Annotated in this window: 15 protein-coding genes; 9 read left to right on the top strand and 6 right to left on the bottom strand. The window is 66.9% G+C overall.

Going from position 1 to position 21,637, the window contains the following annotated elements; translation table 11 throughout:
• Positions 1-3: 3 nt before the first annotated feature.
• The 3 genes from EO174_RS15290 to EO174_RS15280 form a co-directional block, all read right to left on the bottom strand.
• Positions 4-1,308, bottom strand: coding sequence for a DUF445 family protein (locus tag EO174_RS15290; protein ID WP_104647914.1), 1,305 nt, complete (start codon positions 1,306-1,308; stop codon positions 4-6).
• Between the two features lie 145 nt (positions 1,309-1,453).
• On the bottom strand, positions 1,454-2,311 hold the full coding sequence (locus EO174_RS15285) for a plasmid replication/partition related protein (RefSeq protein ID WP_126945544.1): 858 nt from the start codon (positions 2,309-2,311) through the stop codon (positions 1,454-1,456).
• A 111-nt stretch (positions 2,312-2,422) separates the two neighbouring features.
• Positions 2,423-3,775 carry an aspartate aminotransferase family protein gene (locus EO174_RS15280; RefSeq protein WP_126945541.1) on the bottom strand — a complete coding sequence of 451 codons (1,353 nt, stop codon included), beginning with the start codon at positions 3,773-3,775 and terminating at the stop codon, positions 2,423-2,425.
• A 407-nt stretch (positions 3,776-4,182) separates the two neighbouring features.
• Here EO174_RS15280 and EO174_RS15275 point away from each other — a divergent pair, with 407 nt between their 5' ends.
• The 5 genes from EO174_RS15275 to EO174_RS15250 all read left to right on the top strand — a co-directional run bounded on the left by EO174_RS15275 (position 4,183) and on the right by EO174_RS15250 (position 12,004).
• Positions 4,183-5,862 carry an OFA family MFS transporter gene (locus EO174_RS15275; RefSeq protein ID WP_115677443.1) on the top strand — a complete coding sequence of 560 codons (1,680 nt, stop codon included), beginning with the start codon at positions 4,183-4,185 and terminating at the stop codon, positions 5,860-5,862.
• A 6-nt stretch (positions 5,863-5,868) separates the two neighbouring features.
• The gene (fdhD, locus tag EO174_RS15270) at positions 5,869-6,714 is read left to right on the top strand and encodes a formate dehydrogenase accessory sulfurtransferase FdhD (protein WP_126945538.1); all 846 of its coding nucleotides are present in this window, start codon (positions 5,869-5,871) and stop codon (positions 6,712-6,714) included.
• Positions 6,711-9,059 (top strand): FdhF/YdeP family oxidoreductase, encoded by a 2,349-nt coding sequence (locus EO174_RS15265; RefSeq protein WP_126945535.1) that lies wholly within the window; start codon positions 6,711-6,713, stop codon positions 9,057-9,059. Before fdhD ends, EO174_RS15265 begins: the two co-directional genes overlap by 4 nt.
• On the top strand, positions 9,049-9,327 hold the full coding sequence (locus EO174_RS15260) for a hypothetical protein (protein WP_164740226.1): 279 nt from the start codon (positions 9,049-9,051) through the stop codon (positions 9,325-9,327). The genes EO174_RS15265 and EO174_RS15260 overlap by 11 nt, the downstream gene beginning before the upstream one ends.
• Positions 9,328-10,699: 1,372 nt before the next feature.
• Complete coding sequence (locus tag EO174_RS15250) at positions 10,700-12,004, top strand: MFS transporter (RefSeq protein WP_126945529.1); 1,305 nt, start codon at positions 10,700-10,702, stop codon at positions 12,002-12,004.
• A 27-nt stretch (positions 12,005-12,031) separates the two neighbouring features.
• Here EO174_RS15250 and EO174_RS15245 read toward each other — a convergent pair whose 3' ends face one another.
• From EO174_RS15245 to EO174_RS15235, 3 genes are all read right to left on the bottom strand, one after another.
• Entirely contained in the window at positions 12,032-13,330 is a 1,299-nt protein-coding gene (locus EO174_RS15245) for a diguanylate cyclase (RefSeq protein ID WP_164740225.1), read from the bottom strand.
• Between the two features lie 96 nt (positions 13,331-13,426).
• Positions 13,427-14,743, bottom strand: a complete 1,317-nt coding sequence (locus tag EO174_RS15240; RefSeq protein ID WP_126945526.1) for an FAD-binding oxidoreductase — start codon at positions 14,741-14,743, stop codon at positions 13,427-13,429.
• Complete coding sequence (locus tag EO174_RS15235; RefSeq protein WP_126945523.1) at positions 14,743-16,122, bottom strand: glutamine synthetase family protein; 1,380 nt, start codon at positions 16,120-16,122, stop codon at positions 14,743-14,745. The genes EO174_RS15240 and EO174_RS15235 overlap by 1 nt, the downstream gene beginning before the upstream one ends.
• Positions 16,123-16,408: 286 nt before the next feature.
• Between EO174_RS15235 and EO174_RS15230 the strand changes: the two genes are divergently transcribed.
• From EO174_RS15230 to EO174_RS15215, 4 genes are all read left to right on the top strand, one after another.
• Positions 16,409-17,164, top strand: a complete 756-nt coding sequence (locus EO174_RS15230; RefSeq protein WP_126945520.1) for a gamma-glutamyl-gamma-aminobutyrate hydrolase family protein — start codon at positions 16,409-16,411, stop codon at positions 17,162-17,164.
• 6 nt (positions 17,165-17,170) lie between these two features.
• The gene (locus EO174_RS15225) at positions 17,171-18,556 is read left to right on the top strand and encodes a glutamine synthetase family protein (protein WP_104582144.1); all 1,386 of its coding nucleotides are present in this window, start codon (positions 17,171-17,173) and stop codon (positions 18,554-18,556) included.
• A 201-nt stretch (positions 18,557-18,757) separates the two neighbouring features.
• A complete protein-coding gene (locus EO174_RS15220) occupies positions 18,758-20,134 on the top strand; it encodes an aspartate aminotransferase family protein (protein ID WP_126945756.1) in 1,377 nt (458 codons plus the stop codon).
• A gap of 214 nt (positions 20,135-20,348) precedes the next feature.
• Positions 20,349-21,464 (top strand): polyamine ABC transporter substrate-binding protein, encoded by a 1,116-nt coding sequence (locus tag EO174_RS15215; protein WP_126945518.1) that lies wholly within the window; start codon positions 20,349-20,351, stop codon positions 21,462-21,464.
• The last annotated feature ends 173 nt before the right edge of the window (positions 21,465-21,637 follow it).

Raw genomic sequence — 21,637 nt, 5'->3', positions numbered from 1 at the left:
GCATCAGAACGCCAGCCAGATCGATAATGCGTGAAGGGCGAGACCGATCAGTCCGCCCACCAGCGTTCCATTGAACCGAATGTATTGCAGATCGCGTCCGACACCCAATTCCAATTGTTCGACGAGGTGACGTTCGTCCCAACTTTTCACCGTCGACGCAATATGCTCGGTCACCGATGCGCGCAAGCGCGTGGTGAGTTTGTCGGCTGCCTGCAACATGTGCTGGTTGAGCGCTTCACGCAGCGAGGGATCCTGCGACAATGCCTGGCCGAGCGATTGCATGGAACGCTCCATGTGCGCGGCCATCGATGATTCCTCACGCGCCAGGTCGTTGCGCAGCGCATCGCGGATCTCGCCCCACAGCCCTTGCACGTAGTCCTGCAGGGCCGGATGTTCGATCGCGCGCTGCTTGAGTTCTTCCACGCGCTCGGCCATTGCCGGCTCGTCGCGCAGGCGCGCGATGTAGCGTTGCAGCCAGGCTTCATAGTCGAGCCTGATTGGATGCTCGGGCGTCTTGAGGATGTCCTGCAACTCCTCGATCGCCGCACGCGCCATGCGGTCGGCCAGGCTGTCGCCGATCTCTTCGATCGGCTTGACCCAGTTCACCGTGCCGACCAGCTTGGGCCACTCGCGCCGCGCGTAGCGCACGATCAACGCCGAGGCGCGCGTCTTGACCTGCTCCTGGTCCAGCCACTCGCCCAGGCGCAGCAGCACCTCGTCCAGCAATTTCTGGTGCCGGCCATCGGTGGTGAGCAGGGCCATGATATCGCCGACGGTGGCGGCGGCATTCCACTTGCGCAGACGGTCGACCACGAAGCGCTGGATCGCGCGGCGCACCGCAGCCTCGTCCAGCAGCTCCAGCGCCTGCAGCATCCAGCTGCGCGCCATCTGCGCGAGCATGCGCGCCTGCTCGGGTTTGGCCAGCCATTCGCCGAGGCGGCTGGCCGGGTCGAACACGCGCAGTTTGTCCATCAACGCATCCGGGGCGAGGAACTGGTCGCGCACGAACACCGCCAGGCCATCGGCCAGACGGTCCTTGCCGCGCGGCAGGATGGCGGTATGCGGGATCGGCAGGCCCATCGGGCGGCGGAACAAGGCCACCACCGCGAACCAGTCGGCCAATGCGCCGACCGTGGCCGCTTCGCAGAAGGCCGAGACCCAGGCCCAGACGCCTTGTTCGCCCATCAGGTGGCTGACGACGAAGCCGGCGAACATGGCCAGCAGCAGGGCCACCGCCAACAGCTTCATGCGCTGCAGCTGGGCACGACGGGGATCGACGGGACGGGGAGTGCTGAGACTGGGTTCCATGTCCGAAGTGTACCCAGTCGCCGGAGCAGGGCATGTCCACGGCGCGCGTCATCGGTTCGGTAGGAGCGCGCCTGAGCGCGATGGCGTTACCGGGAAAGCCGTGTCGCGCCCGGGTGCGCTCCTACGGTGATGCACCGCCTGGTATTCAGCCGCGCAGGCGCTCCAGCTGTGATTGCAGCGCGGTCACCTTGGCCTGCAGCGCGGCGTTTTCGTTTTCCAGTTCGGTCACGCGGCGTTGCAGGGCTTTCACATCGCGGCGTTCGGCTTCGCCGCCTTCGGCCTCGTCGGGCCTGGGTTTGCGCTTGGCGTCGCGCACGCGCTTGGCCGCCTGTTTGAGCTCGGCCTTGCCGGCCTGCGCGGCGGCGCGTTGCTCGTCCTCGGACAGGGTGGCCACGGCAGCGGCGGCGCTGATGGAAATCTCGCCGGCCTTGACCGCCTGCACCACTTCCGGGGCGGCCTGTTTGTGGATGCGCTCGATCATCACCACCTGGTTGTTGCTCAGGCGGGCCTCGCGCGCCAGCTCGGCGCGGCTGACCGGGGTGGAGGTCTCTTCCCACGGCGGGCTGTCGCTGTCGGCGGCGGTCTGCACGGTGCCGTGTTCGATGCCGGCGGCGGGCTGGTCATCGTCGGTGACCACCGGCGCTTCCGCCGCGGCGTCGGCATCGCGCTGGCTGCGCTGGCGCGCGGCCAGGATCTCGCGCTTGCGCAGCGCCAGCACGCCACGCTGGAAGTCCGACACGCTGCGCCGGCCCAGGTGCTGCTCGATCATCCACAGGTGCACGTCCTGCATCGACTGGAAGCGCGGGTTCTGCACGGTCTGGAACGGCAGGCCGTGCTTCTGGCAGATGCCGTAGCGGTTGTGGCCATCCACCAGCACATCGCCCCACAGCACCAGTGCATCGCGGCAGCCCTCGGCCAGCAGGCTGCGCTCCAGCGCCTCGTGCTCGTCGGGCGTCAGCGGGTCGATGTAGGCCTTGAGTTCTTCTTTGACAACGATGTTCATGCGGCAACTGCGGGGAAGTGCGGGGCCGGCATTGTAGTGAGCCTGCTCCGGCTTTGCGCGCTTGACCGGGCTACGCGCGGACGGTACACGCGGGCGCCTGTGCCGTCACCGTCAGGCAGTGCTGCGCAGGATCTTCCCCAGCGTTTCGACCATCTGCCCGATCTGCTCGGGGGTGACGATCAGCGGCGGCGACAGCGCGACGACATCGCCGGTGACGCGCACCAGCAGGCCGCCGTCATGGAAGCAGCGCTCGAAGACTTCGTAGCCGCGTGCGCCCGGCGCGCCGTCGCGCGGGGCCAGCTCGACCGCGCCGATCAGGCCGATGTTGCGGATGTCGATGACGTGCGGCAGCCCGCGCAGGCCGTGTAGCGCGTCTTCCCATTGCCGGCCCAGCGTGATCGCGCGGTCGAACAGGTTCTCCTCGGCGTAGGTGTCCAGCGTGGCGATCGCCGCGGCGCAGGCCAGCGGATGGCCGGAATAGGTGTAGCCGTGGAAGAGCTCGATCGCGTTCTGCGGGCCGTGCATGAAGGCATCAAAGATCGCATCGGCCACCAGCACCGCGCCCATCGGCACGCTGCCGCTGGTCAGCCCCTTGGCGGCGGTGATCAGGTCCGGGGTGACGCCGAAGCGTTGCGCCGCAAACGCCTCGCCGACCCGGCCGAAGCCGGTGATGACCTCGTCGAACACCAGCACGATGCCGTGGCGGTCGCAGATGGCGCGCAGCCGCTGCAGATAGCCTTCCGGCGGCAGGATCACCCCGGCCGAGCCGGACACCGGTTCGACGAAGACCGCCGCAATGGTCGACGCGTCGTGCAGGGTGACCAGGCGTTCCAGATCGTCGGCCAGTTCGGCGCCGTGCGCCGGCAGCCCGCGCGTGTAGGCATTGCGTTGCAGATCCAGCGTGTGCCGCAGATGGTCGGTGCCGGCCAGCAGGGGGCCGAACCATTTGCGGTTATTGGGCAGCCCACCGATCGACATACCGCCGAAGCCGACCCCGTGGTAGGCCTTCTCGCGGCCGATGAAGCGGGTGCGCTGGCCCTCGCCGCGCAGGCGGTGGTAGGCGAGCACGATCTTCATCGCGCTGTCGACCGCCTCCGAGCCGGAGTTGGTGAAGAACACATGGCCCAGGCCGGGCGGGGCGATCGCGGCCAGCCGCTGTGCCAGCACGAACGGCAGCGGTGAGCCCATCTGGAAGGTCGGTGCGAAATCCAGCGTGCCGGCCTGCGCGCGGATCGCCGCCACGATGCGCTCGCGTGCATGGCCGGCATTGCAGCACCACAGCCCGGCAGTGCCGTCCAGGATCTGGCGCCCATCGACATCGCGGTAGTACATGCCGGCAGCGGAAGCCAGCAGGCGCGGGCGCGCCTTGAACTGGCGGTTGGCGGTGAACGGCATCCAGAACGCGTCCAGCTGCGCCGCTGCCTGCAACGCATGCGCGTCGTCGCGCGGAGGGTGGTCGTGCATGGCGGGCTCCGTCGCTGGGGAGCGTCCGACTCTACGGCCACCGCGCGTCGGCCGTCACCCCCGCAGAGCGCGACGGCGGCCACGATTTCCGGACCCGCATGCGCCGATCCGCACGGACTAGTCAATTAGTCGCAGCGTCTGCCGCTAAGCTCTGGGAACGCCTTGTGGCGCGGGCCAGGACGGGTGTTTGAGCGGCTGCGGGGCGCGCCGAAGCATTGCAAAGATTCAACGATCGCCGATGATGCGCCAGACGAGTGCCAGTTGGGCCTGGTAGTCGCCGCTGCCCTTATCGCAACACGTCAATCGATCGCAGCCATCAATCGTTTTCGCGGCCACTGACACCGCCTGCGTGCAGGCGTTGTGTCAGGCGCTCCGGACACTTCATCGTACTTTTTAGGGGAACGGGAATGACACAAGGGTCCACCGTGGCGAGCGCCAACGGCGCAGACGCCGGCTTGCTGTCCAAGGAGCGCATCGTCGCGCGTCCGGGGTTCAATCGTTGGTTGGTACCGCCGGCCGCATTGGCGATCCATCTGTGTATCGGCATGGCCTACGGCTTCAGCGTGTTCTGGCTGCCGCTGTCCAAGGCGCTGGGCATCACCGAAGCGATCGCGTGCCCGGCCGACATGGGCCTGTTCGCGCGCATGGTCGCCACCACCTGTGACTGGAAGATCAGCGAACTGCAGTGGATGTACACGTTGTTCTTCGTGCTGCTGGGCTGCTCGGCGGCGGTCTGGGGCGGCTGGCTGGAACGTGCCGGCCCGCGCAAGGCCGGTGTGGTCTCGGCGCTGTGCTGGTGCGGCGGGCTGGTGATATCGGCGGCCGGCATCCACTTCCACCAGATCTGGATGCTGTGGCTGGGCTCGGGCGTGATCGGCGGTATCGGTCTGGGCCTGGGCTACATCTCGCCGGTGTCGACCTTGATCAAATGGTTCCCAGACCGCCGCGGCATGGCGACCGGCATGGCGATCATGGGCTTCGGTGGCGGCGCGATGATCGGCAGCCCCCTGGCCGATGCGCTGATGCGCCACTTCGCCACGCCGACCTCGGTGGGCGTGATGGAAACCTTCCTGGTGATGGCGGCGCTGTACTTCGTCTTCATGATGGCCGGCGCGTTCGGTTACCGCGTGCCGCCCAGCGGCTGGACCCCGGCCGGCTGGACCGCCCCGGTGGCCAGCAACAACGCCATGATCACCGCCAACCACGTGCATGTGAGCAAGGTCTGGGGCATCCCGCAGTTCTGGCTGCTGTGGGGCGTGCTGTGCCTGAACGTGTCGGCCGGTATCGGCGTGATCGGCATGTCCTCGCCGATGCTGCAGGAAGTGTTCGGCGGCCGCCTGATCGGGGTGGATGCCGGCTTCGGTAGCCTGGATACGGCGCAGCTGGCCAGCATCGCGGCCATCGCGGCCGGCTTCACCGGCCTGCTCAGCCTGTTCAACATCGGCGGCCGTTTCTTCTGGGCCAGCATGTCCGACAAGCTCGGCCGCAAGAACACCTACACGCTGTTCTTCGTGCTGGGCATCTGCCTGTATGCGGCGGCGCCGTCGGCCGGCAGCGTGGGCGGCATCGCGCTGTTCGTGGGCATCTTCTGCATCATCCTGTCGATGTACGGCGGCGGTTTTGCCACCATCCCGGCATATCTGGCCGACCTGTTCGGCACCCAGATGGTGGGCGCCATCCACGGCCGCCTGCTGACCGCCTGGGCCACCGCCGGCATTCTCGGCCCGGTGGTCGTCGGCTACATGCGTGAGTACCAACTGGCCCACGGCAGCCCGCCGTCACAGGTCTACAACACCACCATGTACATCCTGGCCGGCATGTTGGTGCTCGGTCTGATCTGCAACCTGTTGGTGCGTCCGGTGGCCGCGCGTCACTTCATGACGCCCGACGAACTGGCGCGCGAGAAGCAGCTGGCGCACGAGAAGGTGGACCGCAGCGGCAAGGCGATCCTGCCGCCGGAGCAGATGGCGCGCATCGGGCATGGCGGCAATCCCGCGCTGGTCGCGCTGGCCTGGCTGGCCGTCGGCGTGCCGATGTGCTGGGGCATCTGGGTCACGCTGCAGAAAGCCTTCGTGCTGTTTCATTGAGATGAGATGACCACTTTGTCTTCCCGTTCCGTGCGCGCCGGCAGTGTGGTGCGCACGGTCGTCCGCCACCGCGGCGGCCGCAACGCCACGGTGCAGGACATGGTGGCGGCCGAAATGCCGGTTGCCTTCCACTACAACGGCGTGCCGTTCGCGGTGATGATGGCCACGCCGGAGGACCTGGAGGATTTCGCACTCGGGTTCTCGCTGAGCGAAGGCATCGTCGAGCACCCGCAGGACTTGCGGGTGACGGCGGTGGAGACGTTCCTGGAGGGCGCCTCGCTGCAGATCGAGATTCCGCCCGGACGTGCCGCCGCGCTGGACCAGCGGCGGCGCAACCTGGACGGGCGCAGCGGTTGCGGGGTATGCGGCAACGAATCGATCGAAGCGGTGTTGCGTGTGCCGCCGGTGCTGCAGTCCGCGCTGCAGATCGATGTGCAGACCCTGGCGCGGGCACTGGATGCGCTGCATGCGCAGCAGCCGATCGCCGCGCAGACCGGCGCGGTGCATGCCGCCGGCTGGGCCGATGCGCAGGGTGTGGTGCGTTACGTGCGCGAGGATGTCGGCCGGCATAACGCGCTCGACAAGTTGATCGGTGCCCTGGCGCGCGCGCGCGTGGATGCATCGCACGGATTTGCGGTGGTGACCAGCCGCGCCAGTTACGAAATGGCCATGAAAGCCGCGCAGGCCCGGATCCCGCTGCTCGCAGCGATTTCGGCGCCGACCGCGCTGGCGATCAGCCTGGCCGACAGTGCGGGACTGACCCTGATCGGGTTTGCCCGCAATCACGATTGTGTCGTTTACAGCCATCCGCAGCGCCTGGAATTGGGCGTCGCCGTGGGAGAGCCCGCATGAGCAAGAAGACCATTCAGCAATACGACAATCCCGCTGGCGGCTGGGGCGCACTGCGCTCGGTGGCCAAGCACCTGATGGAGCAGGACATCGCGGTGCAGGGCGCCAAGACGCTGCTGCATGCCAACCAGCCGGACGGTTTCGACTGCCCCGGCTGTGCCTGGCCCGACCGCGATCACACCTCCACCTTCGAGTTCTGCGAGAACGGCGCCAAGGCCGTTGCCGCCGAATCCACCGCGCGCCGCGCCGGGCCGGAGCTGTTTGCCTCGCACAGCGTCAGCCTGTTGTCGCAATACAGCGACTACTGGCTGGAAGGGCAGGGCCGGCTGACCCAGCCGATGCGTTACGACGCCGCCACCGATCACTACGTGCCGGTAAGCTGGGACGCGGCGTTTGCGCAGATCGCCGGGCACCTCAACGGGCTGGCATCGCCGGACGAGGCGATCTTCTACACCTCCGGGCGCACCAGCAACGAGGCGGCCTTCCTGTATCAGTTGTTCGTGCGCGAGTTCGGCACCAACAACTTCCCGGACTGCTCGAACATGTGCCACGAGCCGTCCGGCACTGCGCTGCGTTCGCAGATCGGCGTGGGCAAGGGCACGGTGTCGCTGCACGACTTCGAACTGGCCGATGCGATCTTCATCTTCGGCCAGAACCCGGGCACCAATCACCCGCGCATGCTTGGCGAGCTGCGCCAGGCCTCCAAGCGCGGCGCGGCGATCGCGGCATTCAATCCGTTGCGCGAACGCGGGCTGGAAAAGTTCGCCGACCCGCAGGACAAGCTGGAGATGCTGCACAACGGCTCCACCCGCATCGCCTCGGATTATTTCCAGCTCAAGATCGGCGGCGACCTGGCCGCGGTCAAGGGCATCATCAAGCATGTGCTGGAGCGCGACGCGCAGGCTCAGCGCGATGGCACGCCGCGTTTGCTGGATCTGGAATTCATCCACGCCCACACCGCCAACTTCGATGCCTTCGCTGCCGAGGTGCATGGCGAATCCTGGGACACCATCATCGAAGAGTCCGGGCTGGACGAGGCCGCGCTGCGCAAGGCCGGCGAGCTCTATCTCAATGCCGAGCGCGTGATTGCCTGCTGGGGCATGGGCATCACCCAGCACAAGCATTCGGTGGCCACTATCCACATGATCACCAACCTGCTGTTGCTGCGCGGCCATCTGGGCCGGCCGGGCGCGGGCGTGTGCCCGGTGCGCGGGCACAGCAACGTGCAGGGCGACCGCACGATGATGATCTACGAAAAACCGCCGGCCGCCTTCCTGGACAAGCTGCAGACGCTGTTCGGGTTTGCGCCGCCGCGCGAAGACGGCTTTGACACCGTTGGTGCGATCGAGGCGATGCTGGACGGGCGCGGCAAGGTGTTCTTCGCGATGGGCGGCAACTTTGCCGCGGCCACGCCGGATACCGACGCCACGCACCGCGCGCTGCGCAACTGCGAACTCACCGTGCATGTGACCACCAAGCTCAATCGCAGCCACCTGGTGCACGGGCGCGATGCGCTGATCCTGCCATGCCTGGGCCGTACCGAAATCGACATCCAGGACGCCGGCCCGCAAGGCGTGACGGTGGAGGATTCGATGAGCATGGTGCACCTGTCGGCCGGCATCAACCCGCCGGCCTCGCCGGACCTGCTGTCCGAGCCGGCGATCGTGGCACGCCTGGCCGAGGCAACGCTGGGCGCGCGCAGCGCGATCCGCTGGCGCTGGCTGGTGGGCGACTACGACCGCGTACGCGATCTGATCGCACAGGTCTTCCCGGATTTTGCCGACTTCAACCAGCGCGTGCGCGTGCCGGGCGGTTTCCGTCTGTCCAACACCGCGCGTGATCGCCAGTGGGTGACGCCGGAGAAGCGCGCGGTGTTCAAGCCACACGCGGTGCCGACCGACAACCCGATCCACCGCGCACGCCGCAGCCACACCGGACAGATGGTGTTTACGCTGGCCACCACGCGCTCGCACGATCAATACAACACCACCATCTATGGGCTGGACGACCGCTACCGCGGCGTGTTCGGCGAGCGGCGCGTGCTTTTCATCAATGGCGCGGACATCGCGGCATTGAACATGAAGGCCGGCGACTGGGTGGATCTGGAGAGCCTGTGCGAGGACGGTGTGCATCGCGAGGCACGCCGCTTCCTGCTGGTGGACTACAACATCCCGCGCGGCTGCCTGGCAGCGTACTACCCGGAAACCAACGCATTGGTGCCGCTGTCCAGCTTCGCCGACGAAGCGCGTACGCCCACCTCCAAGTCGATTCCGGTGATCGTGCTGCCGCACCGCGCCGAAACCGCCGATGCGGCGCCGCGCGACATCGGAGCGGTGCTTGTACGCTGATCCACAACTCACCGCGCAGTTGCTTGTTGCGTTGGCCGACACGCCGGAGGGCGTGTCGCTGGCCCGGTTGTGCAAGCAGCTGGGCGTGCGCATGAGCGTCCTGTTGCGCACCCTGGCGTGGTCGGGCAGCGCCAGCCTGGACGGTCACCCCGGTCCGGGCTGGATCCAGGTGGAAGCGCGCGGCGAGCGCCAATTCGCGGTGCTGACGGATGCCGGGCGCGCTGCGCATGCGCAGCGTGCAATCGCACAAGCGCCGCACGGCGACTGAGCAACTTGCTGTCAGTTCCCGGCTGAGGAAGGCGGGAGACTGAAGCCTCTTCACCTGCACGGAAAGCTTGATCAGACGCAACCTGATCCGAACAACGCAGGCCGTGCTTTGCTTGCAGCCAAACACACCGAGTGTCTCGACAGGTCCTTGCCCGCCCACCGTCGCGGGACCTTACGCGGCATGGATGCCGCGTAAGAGCCTACACGGACGTACTTGCGGCGTGTCCTGCGATGGTGGGCGGGCAAGGGCCCTGCAGCACACTCGCAGTGTCGAGGGCGCGGTGCCCTCACCGCTTGCGGGACACGCCGTGAATCCATCCCTGGGGGCTCGGTGGCGGCATCCATGCCGCCACACGGTCCCGCAACCGGCGAGGGCACCGCGCCAGACAATTGGTCGGCGCTCGTCTGAAAGCTGTCTGTAATGCGGCGTGCATCAGACGTGCATCCGATGCTTCATGATCGAACGAGACGCATCCAGCACCGCTCTCATCATGCACACCGACCATCTCGACAGGTCCTTGTCCGCTCACCGTCGCGGGACCTTACGCGGCATGGATGCCGCGTAAGAGCCTACAAGGACGTACTTGCGGCGTGTCCTGCGATGGTGGGCGGGCAAGGGCCCTGCAGCACACTCGCAGCGTCGAGCCCCCAGGACGGGCCCACCGCGTGCGGGACACGCCGTGAACCCGTCCCTGGGGGCTCGGTGGCGGCATCCATGCCGCCACACGGTCCCGCAACCGGCGAGGACACCGCACCAGACAGTTGGTCGGCGCTCGTTTGAAGAGCTGTCTGTCGCGCGGTGCGCATCAGACGTGGAGGCGATGCTTCACGATCGAACAAGGCGCACCCAGCACTGCTCTACGTGACGTACCGACCATCTCGACTGGTCCTTGCCGGCCCACCGTCGCGGGACCCTGAGCGGCATGGACGCCGCGCCGGAGCCTACATGGACGTACTTGCGGCGTGTCCCGCGATGGTGGGCCGGCAAGGGCCTTGCAGCCAAATAGCTGACCAACCGCTCTGTCAGTGATCTATCCGCATTGTCTGACGACCACCCTAAAATAAGCGGGATTTCGGGAGTTAGCGATATACCCAGAGCGGACTTGCGGCGTGTCCTGCTGTGGCGAGCAGACAAGAGCTCTACAGCCAAGTCGCAGCCCCGCCGTTCTGCAACCGACGCATTTTCGGCGCGATCAATCCTCGGTGAAGAGAACGCGCCGCGCTCTGTCGGTCACTGCCAGAACTGAGGCTGAGATGGCCCACCTGGGCCGGAGGTCACGTCTGTAACTTTTTACCCACCGGTGGGCCTGCGCAAACCGTTGCTGCAATCTGCCAGAATCGGCTGTCCTGTCTTGTCTGGAAGCCGATCAACGATGACTGCTGCCGCGCCGCTCGCTGCTCCCATCAATTCGCCTGCGCGCGTGCTGTTCGCCAGCCTGATCGGCACCACGATCGAGTTCTTCGATTTCTATATCTACGCCACCGCCGCGGTGCTGGTGTTTCCCACCCTGTTCTTTCCGGCGGGCGATGGCAGCGCGGCGATGCTGCAGTCGCTGGCGACGTTTGCAGTGGCCTTCGTCGCGCGGCCGGTGGGCTCGGCGGTGTTCGGTCACTTCGGTGACCGGATCGGGCGCAAGGCCACCCTGGTGGCGGCGCTGCTGACGATGGGCCTGTCCACCGTGGCGATCGGCTTGCTGCCCAGCTACGCCCAGATCGGCGTGTTCGCCCCAGCGCTGCTGGCCTTGTGTCGCTTCGGCCAGGGCCTGGGTCTGGGCGGCGAGTGGGGCGGGGCCGTGCTGCTTGCCACCGAAAATGCACCGCCGGGCAAGCGCGTGTGGTACGGCATGTTTCCGCAGTTGGGTGCGCCACTGGGCTTTCTGCTGTCCACCGGCACCTTTCTCGGCATGGGCGCGGTGCTCGACGATGCGCAGTTCATGCAATGGGGCTGGCGGGTGCCGTTCCTGGCCAGCGCGCTGTTGGTGCTGACCGGTTTGTGGGTACGCCTGAGCATCACCGAGACGCCGGATTTCCAGAAGGCACTGGACCGCAAGACCCGTGTGCGCCTGCCCCTAGGCACGGTGATCTCGCAGCACTGGTCGGCGCTGATCATCGGCACGCTGGGCGCGTTCGCCACCTTCGTGCTGTTCTATCTGATGACGGTATTCGCGCTGGGTTACGGCACCAAGACCCTGGGCTACGACAAGGAGCAATTCCTGTTGTTGCAGATGGCCGGCATCGTGTTTTTCGCGATCGGCATTCCGCTCTCGGCCAGGTTTGGCGACCGGCATGGTGCGCCGCTGGCGATGATGCTGGCCAGTGTTGCGATCATCGCGTTCGGGTTGGCATTCGCGCCGCTGTTCCAGGCCAATCACCCGCTGCAGGTACTGGCATTTCTGGGGCTGGGGTTCTTCTTCATGGGCCTGACCTACGGCCCTTGCGGCACGTTGCTGGCCGAGCTGTATCCCACCGAGGTGCGCTACACCGGTGCCTCGCTGTCGTTCAACCTGGCCAGCATTCTCGGTGCGGCGCCGGCGCCGTACGTGGCCACGCAGCTGGCCGCACGCTTCGGCGTGCAGGCGGTGGGGCAATATCTGGGCGGCGCTGCGGTACTGAGCCTGGTGGCGTTGATGGCCGCACGTGCGATGCGGCGTCGTTCGGCATCGGCGATTTCAACCTAGCCAGCGCGGCGGCGGAGCCGACGCGTCTCAGCTGGCCAGGCGCACTTGGTTACGGCCGCCGGCCTTGGCCAGGTACAGATATTTGTCCGCTTCGCCCAGCAGGTGGTGCAGCGACTGGCCGTCTTCGGTGGCGATGCACACGCCGATGCTCACCGTCATGCTGAGGGTTTCATTGCCGATCCGCACGCGCAGCGCGCTGATGCGCTCGCGCAGGGTTTCGAAGTAACTGGCGGCGTTGGCGGCATCCAGCCCCGGCACCAGCAGGCAGAATTCCTCGCCGCCGAAACGTGCCACCAGATCCTGCGGCCGCGCATGGCTGGAGACCGATGCGGCCACCGCCCGCAGCGCCTGGTCGCCGGCTTCGTGGCCCCAGGTGTCGTTGATGTGCTTGAAGTGGTCGATATCCAGCATCGCCGCGGTGACCGTCTGCTCCTGCGACAGCAGGGTAGGGATCACCCGCTGGCTCTGTTCCAGGAAATAGCGCCGGTTGGGCAGGCCGGTGAGGAAGTCGCGGGTGGCCAGGTCCTGCAGCGTGCCGATCAGTTCCAGCTGGTCCACATTCTGCGATACGCGGCAGAAGAATTCTTCGCGCGAGAACGGCTTGCGCAGGAAGTCGTTGGCGCCATTTTTCAGGAAGCGCGGAATCAGCGACGAATCGCTGTTGCCGGAGATGCCGATCACCGCGACCTTGTCGCGCGAACGGATCGCGCGCAGCCGGCGGGTGAACTCCACCCCTTCCATACCGGGCATTTCCTGGTCGACGATGGTCAGGCGGATACCGGGATCGCGCTCGATCGCCTGCAGGCCGGCCGCACCGTCGGCCGCCAGCACCACGCGGTAGCCGTACATGGACAACAACGCGGCTGCATAGGTCCGTGCAGACAGGGAATCGTCCACCACCAGCGCCGCGATGCGGCGGTTGCGTTCCAGGCGCTGCACCAGCCAGGCCAGATACTCGATGCTGCCGGGCGCGTTCTTGAGCACGTAATCGATGATCTGCTGCTGCAGCACGCGCTGGCGCAGGTCCTCGTCATAGACGCCGCTGACCACCACGGTGGGCAGTTTGCGCGAAAGGAAAAATTCCACGACCTTGTCGCGGTCGCCGTCCACCAGCACCAGGCCGGTCAGAACCAGAAACCAACCGTCTTCTTCATCCAATACGCGGGCCGCTTCCGCCAGGGTCGACACGACCGTGACCGGCAGTTCCACACGTTGCTCGATGGCTTCGCGCAGCATGCTGGTGAAGGTGCGCGAGTTCTCCACCAGCAACACGCGTTGCGGCAGGACTGCGCTTTCGCTATTGCGATGTAGGGTACCTGGGGACATCGGCTGGCCGTGCGGATCGAACCGTCCTACCGGCTAACGGCCCGGTTCGCCAAAACTTGAGCGCCGCGTCTCAAAGTGCCCAAGACCGCGCCCCTCTCACCACAATGCATCGCGCAGCCGGTACCAGCTCATCGCGGCCACCAGCAGCGGGGTACGCAGCAGGCGCCCACCGGGGAAGGGCCGATGCGGAATGCGCGCGAACACGTCCAGCCGTTGGCTCTGGCCGGCGATGGCCTCGGCGATGACCTGGCCGGCCAGCCCGGTGGCGGCGACGCCATGCCCGGAGAATCCCTGGGCGAAATACACGTTGGACCCCAGCCGTCCCCAGTGCGGGGCGCGATTGCGCGAGATGTCCACGTAACCGCCCCACAGCGTTTCCAGCGGCACGTCGTGCAGTTGCGGAAAGACCGTGTGCATGCGCCGGGTCATCAAGCGATCCAGCCCGGGGGGCGGGCGTGATGAGTAGCTGGCGCGTCCGCCGAACAGCAGCCGGTGGTCGGCGCTGAGCCGGTAATAATCCAGTGCCCAGTTGGTGTCGGCGACCGCCATGTCGTTGGCGATCAGGGCGCGCGCGCGGGCTGCGCCCAGCGGCGGCGTCGCGCCGACATAGGTGCCGACCGGCATGATATGGCGTTCCAGCGTTGTGGAAATGCCCTGCAGCAGGGCGTTTCCGGCAATTACGCCGAAGTCGGCGCTGACGCTGCCCTGGTCGGTCTGCATCGTCACGCGCGCGCCATGTTCCAGGCGGGACACCGCCGAGGCCTCGTGGATGCGCACGCCGGCCGCCAGCGCTGCGCGTGCCAGGCCCAGTGCATAGGCCAGCGGATGCAGATGGCCGCTGGCCGGGTCGAACATCGCGCCCAGGTAGAGCGGGCTGTCCAGCACCTGCCGGGTACGCGCGCGGTCCCACCATTCCAGCGGGTAGTTATAGCGCTCGGCCATCCGCACGATGCCGTGCTGCAGGGCCTGCACCTGGCGCGGTTTCAGCGGCACATGGGCGTGACCGTCGCGCCAGTCGCACGCGATGGCATGACGCGCAATGCGCGCGCGCAGCAGGCGCATGCCGTCGCGCGAGAAGTCGAACAGCAGCCGCGAGTCGGTATCGCCGACCAGCGCTTCCAGCGTGTCCTGCTCGCAGCCGTAGCCGACGATGGCCTGGCCGCCGTTGCGCCCGGAGGCGCCCCAGCCGATGCGCCTGGCTTCCAGCACGATGACGGAGTAGCCGGCCTCGGCCAGGGCGAGCGCGGCAGTGAGGCCGGTGTAGCCGGCGCCGAGGATGCAGACATCGGCACGTGCGGCGCCCTGCAGGGGCGGTTGCTCCGGCAAGGCCGGCGTGCTGCGCGCGTACCAGCTGTCAGGATAGCCATTGCCCGGCGGATCGGCAGGCGGCAGGGGCGTACCCGGGCCGTCCATCAGACGATTCGCAGATACCGGGCGTAGTCCAGATCCGGCACCAGCGCCTGGTAGTCGAGCAGCTCGCGCTGTTTCTGCTGGCCGAATACATGCTGGAACTGGCTGCCGAACTGCGCGCCGACGAAGTCGCTGGCGCCGAATGCATCCACTGCGCCCTGCCAGGTGCGCGGCCGGAACACCGATTGCGCATAGGCATTGCCGGTGACTGGCGCGGTGGGCTCGCCGGGGTGTTGCAGGCCGTCCAGCATGGCGGCAAGCACGGCGGCGGCGGCCAGGTACGGGTTGGCATCGGCGCCGGCGATGCGGTGTTCGATGCGGGTGTTGCGTGCATCGCTGTGCGGGATGCGCAGCGCCACGGTGCGGTTGTTGAAGCCCCAGCTCGCATCCAGTGGCACGAAGGCGTTGCTGACGAACCTGCGGTAACTGTTGGCGTGCGGTGCGAACATCAGCAACGAGGCCTCCGCATGCCGTTGCAGGCCGGCGATGGCATGGCGCAGGCGGTCGGCAGGTGCAGCGACGCTGCCGGCAAACACGTTGTGCCCGTCGGCATCGAGCAGGCTCACGTGCAGGTGCAGGCCGCTGCCGGCCTGGCCGGGAAACGGCTTGGCCATGAAGCTGGCGAGCTTGCCCTGCTGCTGCGCAATCGCCTTGATGGTGCGCTTGAGCAGGAGTGCCTCGTCGCAGGCGGCCACCGCATCGGCACGATGCTGCAGGTTGATTTCGAACTGGCCGGGCGCGTATTCGGCCACGGCGGTGTCGGCCGGGATGCCTTGCTGCCGGCAGGCGGCGGTGACCGCGTCGGTGAACGTGCGCTGGTCGTCCAGGTCCTGCAGCGAATACACCTGGGTACTGTCGCTGCGCGCACCGGTCTGCGGGTCGCGCGGTGTTTGCGGACGCCCCTGTGCATCGGGCACCGCATCGAACAGGTAGAACTCCAGTTCCACCGCAATCACCGGTGTCAGGCCGAGCGCGGCAAAGCCGTGCAGCACGCGCTGCAGGACCGCACGCGGCGCGACCTCGAACACGCTGCCGTCCGGCTGATGCATCGCCAGCAGCAGCTGTGCCATCGGCCGCGGTGCCCACGGCACCGGGCGCAGCGAGCCTGCAATGGGCCGGCAGATGCGATCGGCATCGCCGATGGCATAGCCCAGCCCGGTTTCCTCGACGGTATTGCCGGTGATGTCGGTGGCGATCAGCGACATCGGCAGGCACACCCCGTCGCGATAGATCTTGCCCAGGACCTCGGCTGTCACGCGTTTGCCACGCAGCACGCCATTGGTGTCGGGCAACAGCAGGTCGACCGCCTCGCAGCCATCGATCCGCGCCAGCGTGGCGGCATCGGTGGCGGGCAAGCACGCGACGGAGTTCTCGGAAACCATGGGCACCACCTGCAGGGTCGCCGCCCAGACTAGCAAAGCGCACGTGATCTTTCGCAATCGTGCGCGTGCCGACCCTGGCAATGCCGCTGGCTGCGCGGTAAGTTCGCAGGCATCCACGACAGACCCTCAATCCGTGGCGAAGACACGCTGACGTTGCGTCGCGATCGAACGCATGCAATGCCGCGCACGATTGCAAACGCGCGCCACCCAGTGGCCTGCACGTTGCCAGCGCCTGCCTGACGGTGAGCGCACCCGTTTCCCTGCCGCGTACAACCGGGATATCCCCATGGCTGTCGTTCCCCTGGTCGGGTTGCCGACCGATCGCATCCAGCAAGGGCCGCATCCGTTTCTGGCCACCGGCGAAAAATACATCCGAGCGGTAGTGGACGCGGCCGGCGCAATGCCGGTGCTGTTGCCGAGCCTGCAGCCGGCGCTGGATGCGGGCGTCTGGCTGGATCGCCTGGATGGCCTGTTGCTGACCGGCGCGGTGAGCAATGTGGAGCCGCATCACTACAGCGACGAGCCGAGCTGGGAGGGCAATCCGCACGACCCGGCGCGCGATGCCACCAGCCTCGGGCTGATTCCGCAGGCACTGGCGCGCGGCCTGCCGGTGCTGGCGATCTGCCGCGGGCTGCAGGAGGTCAACGTGGCGCTGGGCGGGCGCCTGCATCAGCGCGTGCATGAGGTGCCCGGTCTGGCCGATCACCGCGAGGACCGCGCCGCGCCGCTGGACACGCAGTACGGCCCGGCGCATCCGGTGCAGCTGCAGGCCGGCGGCCTGCTGGCCGGCATCAGCGACAGCGCGCAGGTGGCGGTGAACTCGCTGCACGGGCAGGGCATTGCGCGGCTGGCCGACGACCTGCTGATCGAGGCGACCGCGCCGGATGGCCTGATCGAAGCCTTTCGCGGCCCCGGGCCGGGCTTTTTGCTGGCGGTGCAGTGGCATCCGGAGTGGCGTGTCACACAGCATCCGTTCTACCGTGCCATCTTCCAGGCCTTCGGCGAGGCCTGTCGCCAATATGCCGCCCGACGCGGTCAGTGAGGTTGCATGTCCATCCGCACACGTTCGCGCACATCCACGCCCAAGCAGCCCGAGAGCGCGCTGCGCCGCTGGCTCAAGGAGCGCCACATCACCGAGGTCGAGTGCCTGGTGCCGGACATCACCGGCAACGCACGCGGCAAGATCATTCCGGCCGACAAGTTCTCGCACGACTACGGCACCCGCCTGCCGGAAGGCATCTTCGCCACCACCGTCACCGGCGATTTCCCGGACGATTATTACGCGCTGACCTCGCCATCGGATTCGGACATGCATCTGCGCCCGGATGCATCCACCGTGCGCATGGTGCCGTGGGCGGCCGATCCCACCGCGCAGGTCATCCACGATTGCTACACCAAGGACGGCCAGCCGCATGAGCTTGCCCCGCGCAATGTGCTGCGGCGCGTGCTGGAGGCGTATGCCGAAGCCAGGCTGCAACCGGTGGTGGCGCCGGAGCTGGAATTCTTCCTGGTGCAGAAGAACACCGATCCGGATTTCCCGTTGTTGCCGCCGGCCGGGCGCTCGGGGCGTCCGGAGACGGCGCGGCAGTCGTACTCGATCGATGCGGTCAACGAGTTCGACCCGATCCTGGACCTGATGTACGACTATTGCGATGCGATGGAGCTGGACGTGGATACGCTGATCCACGAATCCGGCGCCGCGCAGCTGGAGGTCAACTTCACCCACGCCGATGCGCTCTCGCGCGCGGACCAGGTGTTCCTGTTCAAGCGCACCATGCGCGAGGCCGCGCTGCGGCATGGCGTCTATGCGACGTTCCTGGCCAAGCCGATGGAGACCGAGCCGGGCAGTGCGATGCACATCCACCAGAGCCTGCTGCATGCCGGCACCGGCAAGAACGTGTTCAGCGGCAAACGCGAGGGCGGCTTCAGCGACACCTTCGCGCATTATCTGGGTGGCCTGCAGAAGTACATCCCGATGGCGATGGGGCTGCTGGCGCCCAACGTCAATTCCTACCGGCGGCTGATGTTCGGCGAGGTCTCGCCGAGCAATGTGCTGTGGGGCTTCGACAATCGCACCTGCGGGCTGCGCGTGCCGATCGATGCACCACAGAACATGCGGGTGGAAAGCCGCTTTGCCGGCTCCGACGCCAACCCGTATCTGGCAATGGCGGCGACCCTGGCCTGCGGGTTGCTCGGCATCCGCGAGAAGCTCGAGCCGACTGCGCCGATCAGCAGCAACGGCAAGGAGCAGGGCTACGATCTGCCACGCTCGCTGGGCGAGGCACTGGACGGACTGGAGGGCTGCGAGGCCTTGCAGGACATGCTGGGGCAGCGCTTCGTGCGCGCCTATATCTCGGTGAAACGGAAGGAATACGAGACCTTTTTCCGGGTGATCAGTTCGTGGGAGCGCGAGTTCCTGTTGTTGAATGTGTAAGGCGTATGCGCGTCGCGCAGCGTGCCGCACCGTTCCCTTCTCCCACCGGGAGAAAGTGCCCGAAGGGCGGATGAGGGGAGGTTGTCTGGCAATGGCTCGAACCCACGTGCACTGCTGGCGTCCGACGCGTTCTGCGCCAGCTGCTTTTTATAACGCCACTGCATTCGCGCCACTGGCGTGAGCCACCTTCCGGAGCAAGCCGTGCACCCCGCCGCGTTGAAAACCCTGCAGCAACTCGATGCCGCCCATCACCTGCATCCATTCAACGACAACGCGGCATTGGCCGAGCAGGGCACGCGCATCCTGACCCGCGGCGAGGGCGTGTATGTCTGGGACGCGCAGGGCAACAAGCTGCTGGATGCGTTCGGCGGCTTGTGGTGCGTGAATGTGGGCTACGGGCGCACCGAGCTGGCGCAGGCCGCGGCGCGGCAGATGGAACAGCTGGCCTACTACAACAGCTTCTTCCAGTGCACCACCGAGCCCACCATCCATCTGGCCGCCAAGCTGGCGGAGCTGGCGCCGGGCGATCTGAACCACGCGTTCTTCGCCAACTCCGGGTCGGAGGCCAACGACACCATCCTGCGCCTGGTGCGGCATTTCTGGGCGGTACAGGGGCAGCCGGAAAAACGCATCTTCATCGGCCGTCACGACGGTTACCACGGCACCACCATGGCCGGTGCCAGCCTGGGTGGCATGAAAGGCATGCACAGGCAGGGCGGCTTGCCGATCCCGGATATCCACCACATCGCGCCGCCGTATCACTTCGGCGATGGCGGCGACATGGACCCCGAGGCCTACGGACTGCTGGCGGCACGTCGGCTGGAAGACCGGATTCTGCAGCTAGGGCCGGAGCAGGTGGCGGCGTTCATCGGCGAACCGATCATGGGCGCGATCGGGGTGTACATCCCGCCGCGCAGTTACTGGCCGGAAATCGAACGCATCTGCCGGCGTTACGACGTGCTGCTGGTGGCCGACGAGGTGATCTGCGGGTTCGGGCGTACCGGTGCCTGGTTCGGTGCGGAGTATTTCGGCTTCCAGCCCGACGTGATGACGCTGGCCAAGGGCATCACCTCCGGCTACATCCCGCTGGCAGCGGCAATGTTCAACGATCGCGTGGCCGGTGTGCTCAAGGCGCAGGGCGGCGAATTGGCGCATGGCGGCACCTATGCGGGGCATCCGGTCTGCGCGGCGGTGGCGCTGGAGAACCTGCGCCTGCTGCAGGACGAGGGCATCGTGGAACGCGCGCGCACCCACATCGCGCCGTATCTGGCGCAGCGTTGGGCCGAGCTGGGCGAACACCGGCTGGTGGGGGAGGCGCGTATCGCCGGGCTGGTCGGGGCACTGGAATTGGTGCCGGACAAACGCCGGCGCGGCGCCTACTTTCCCGAGCGCGGTCGGGTTGGCGCCCTGTGCCGTGATTTCGCGCTGCGGCGCGGGCTGATCCTGCGTGCCACCCATGACGCCATGCTGCTGTCGCCACCGTTGATCATCACCCGCGAACAGGTCGACGAACTGTTCGACAAGGCCTGGGCGGCGCTGGACGATACCGCGCAGGCGCTGGGCGTCGGCGCGGCGTAAGCCCTGCCGGCGCAGCTCCCGAGGCTGAAGGTCTCGCGCGCATGTGCAAAGGACGGCGGGCCGGTGCGATTCCGGCATCGGCCGTGCCCGCCTGCCGCAGCGCACGCGGGAATTCCGCCACGCCACGCTGTGCAAACACAAACACCATGGGTAGGCTGGACCTCCGACCGGCCGTACACCGGCCCGCCCTGATCGCGCTGCCCTGGAGACCCGCATGACGCTGCGACTGCTCGCCCTGACGCTGTCCACCACCTTGCTGGCCGCCTGCGGTGGCCGCAATGCGCCCGGCGACGCCGAGGCGCAGGCCAAGGTGCTCAATGTCTATAACTATTCGGACTACATCGCCGAAGACACCATTCCCGCGTTCGAAAAGAGCACCGGCATCAAGGTCACCTACGACGTATTCGACAGCGACGAGATGGTGGAAACCAAGCTGCTCGCCGGTGGCAGCGACTATGACGTGGTGGTGCCCACACTCAACTTCTTCGGCCGGCAGATCCAGGCCGGCGTGTTCCTGCCGCTGGACAAGGACAAGATCCCCAATCTGGCCAATCTGGACCCGGACATCATGCGGCGCATCGCCACGCAGGATCCGGGCAATGCCTATGGCGTGCCGTACATGATCGGCACCACCGGCATCGGCTACAACGTGGACAAGCTCAAGGCGATCTTCGGCAGCACCGAGGTCGCCAACAGCTGGGATCTGGTGTTCAAGCCGGAAAACCTGTCCAGATTGAAGGACTGCGGCGTGACCCTGCTGGACACGCCCTCGGACCTGATTCCGATCGCGCTCAACTACCTGGGCCTGGATCCGCACAGCAGCGCACCGGCCGACATCGAAAAGGCCGCCGCGCTGATCAAGACGATCCGCCCGTATGTGCAGAACTTTCATTCCAGCCAGTACGTGACCTCGCTGGCCAACGGCAACACCTGCCTGGCGGTGGGCTGGTCGGGCGACATCATCCAGGCGCGCGACCGCGCGGTGGAAGCCGGCAACGGCATCAAGGTGGCCTACGCAATCCCCAAGGAAGGCGCGCCGCAGTGGTTCGACATGCTGGCCATTCCCAAGGACGCCAAGCACCCGGACAACGCCTACGCCTTCATCAATTATCTGTTGAAGCCGGAAGTGGCCGCGGCCAACAGCAACTTCATCCACTACGCCAACCCGGTGCGCACCGCCACGCCGCTGGTGGACGCGGCGATCCGCAACGACCCCACCATCTACCCGCCGCCGGAGGTGACCGCCCGGATGTTCACCTATGCGATCAATCCGCCCGAGGTGGACCGGCTGTATACGCGGCTGTGGACCGAGATCAAGACCGGGCGCTGACAGCCGCCATCGCTGTTTTATTCCTGTAGGAGCGTCCGCCGGCGTTTGTCCGGAAGTCCGAGCGGACGCTGACTGCGGTCATCACGCAATCTGTACCGGGCGGTTCAAATAATTGTATGGTTGCGCCGCCTTCGCCGAACCGCTGATGCGGCCCCGTCGTCGCGCGCGCCTCG

The sequence above is a fragment of the Xanthomonas sp. BRIP62418 genome (assembly GCF_003993495.1).
GTDB lineage: Bacteria > Pseudomonadota > Gammaproteobacteria > Xanthomonadales > Xanthomonadaceae > Xanthomonas > Xanthomonas euroxanthea.
Note: the sequence above shows the minus strand (reverse complement) of the source record. Positions and strands in the feature narration are given on the sequence as shown.

Bases quoted from the DNA above. Each gene is read 5' to 3' on its own strand.
- EO174_RS15290 (WP_104647914.1), bottom strand. From the start codon at position 1,308: ATGGAACCCAGTCTCAGCACTCCCCGTCCCGTCGATCCCCGTCGTGCC.
- EO174_RS15285 (WP_126945544.1), bottom strand. From the start codon at position 2,311: ATGAACATCGTTGTCAAAGAAGAACTCAAGGCCTACATCGACCCGCTG.
- EO174_RS15280 (WP_126945541.1), bottom strand. From the start codon at position 3,775: ATGCACGACCACCCTCCGCGCGACGACGCGCATGCGTTGCAGGCAGCG.
- EO174_RS15275 (WP_115677443.1), top strand. From the start codon at position 4,183: ATGACACAAGGGTCCACCGTGGCGAGCGCCAACGGCGCAGACGCCGGC.
- fdhD (WP_126945538.1), top strand. From the start codon at position 5,869: ATGACCACTTTGTCTTCCCGTTCCGTGCGCGCCGGCAGTGTGGTGCGC.
- EO174_RS15265 (WP_126945535.1), top strand. From the start codon at position 6,711: ATGAGCAAGAAGACCATTCAGCAATACGACAATCCCGCTGGCGGCTGG.
- EO174_RS15250 (WP_126945529.1), top strand. From the start codon at position 10,700: ATGACTGCTGCCGCGCCGCTCGCTGCTCCCATCAATTCGCCTGCGCGC.
- EO174_RS15245 (WP_164740225.1), bottom strand. From the start codon at position 13,330: ATGTCCCCAGGTACCCTACATCGCAATAGCGAAAGCGCAGTCCTGCCG.
- EO174_RS15240 (WP_126945526.1), bottom strand. From the start codon at position 14,743: ATGGACGGCCCGGGTACGCCCCTGCCGCCTGCCGATCCGCCGGGCAAT.
- EO174_RS15235 (WP_126945523.1), bottom strand. From the start codon at position 16,122: ATGGTTTCCGAGAACTCCGTCGCGTGCTTGCCCGCCACCGATGCCGCC.
- EO174_RS15230 (WP_126945520.1), top strand. From the start codon at position 16,409: ATGGCTGTCGTTCCCCTGGTCGGGTTGCCGACCGATCGCATCCAGCAA.
- EO174_RS15225 (WP_104582144.1), top strand. From the start codon at position 17,171: ATGTCCATCCGCACACGTTCGCGCACATCCACGCCCAAGCAGCCCGAG.
- EO174_RS15215 (WP_126945518.1), top strand. From the start codon at position 20,349: ATGACGCTGCGACTGCTCGCCCTGACGCTGTCCACCACCTTGCTGGCC.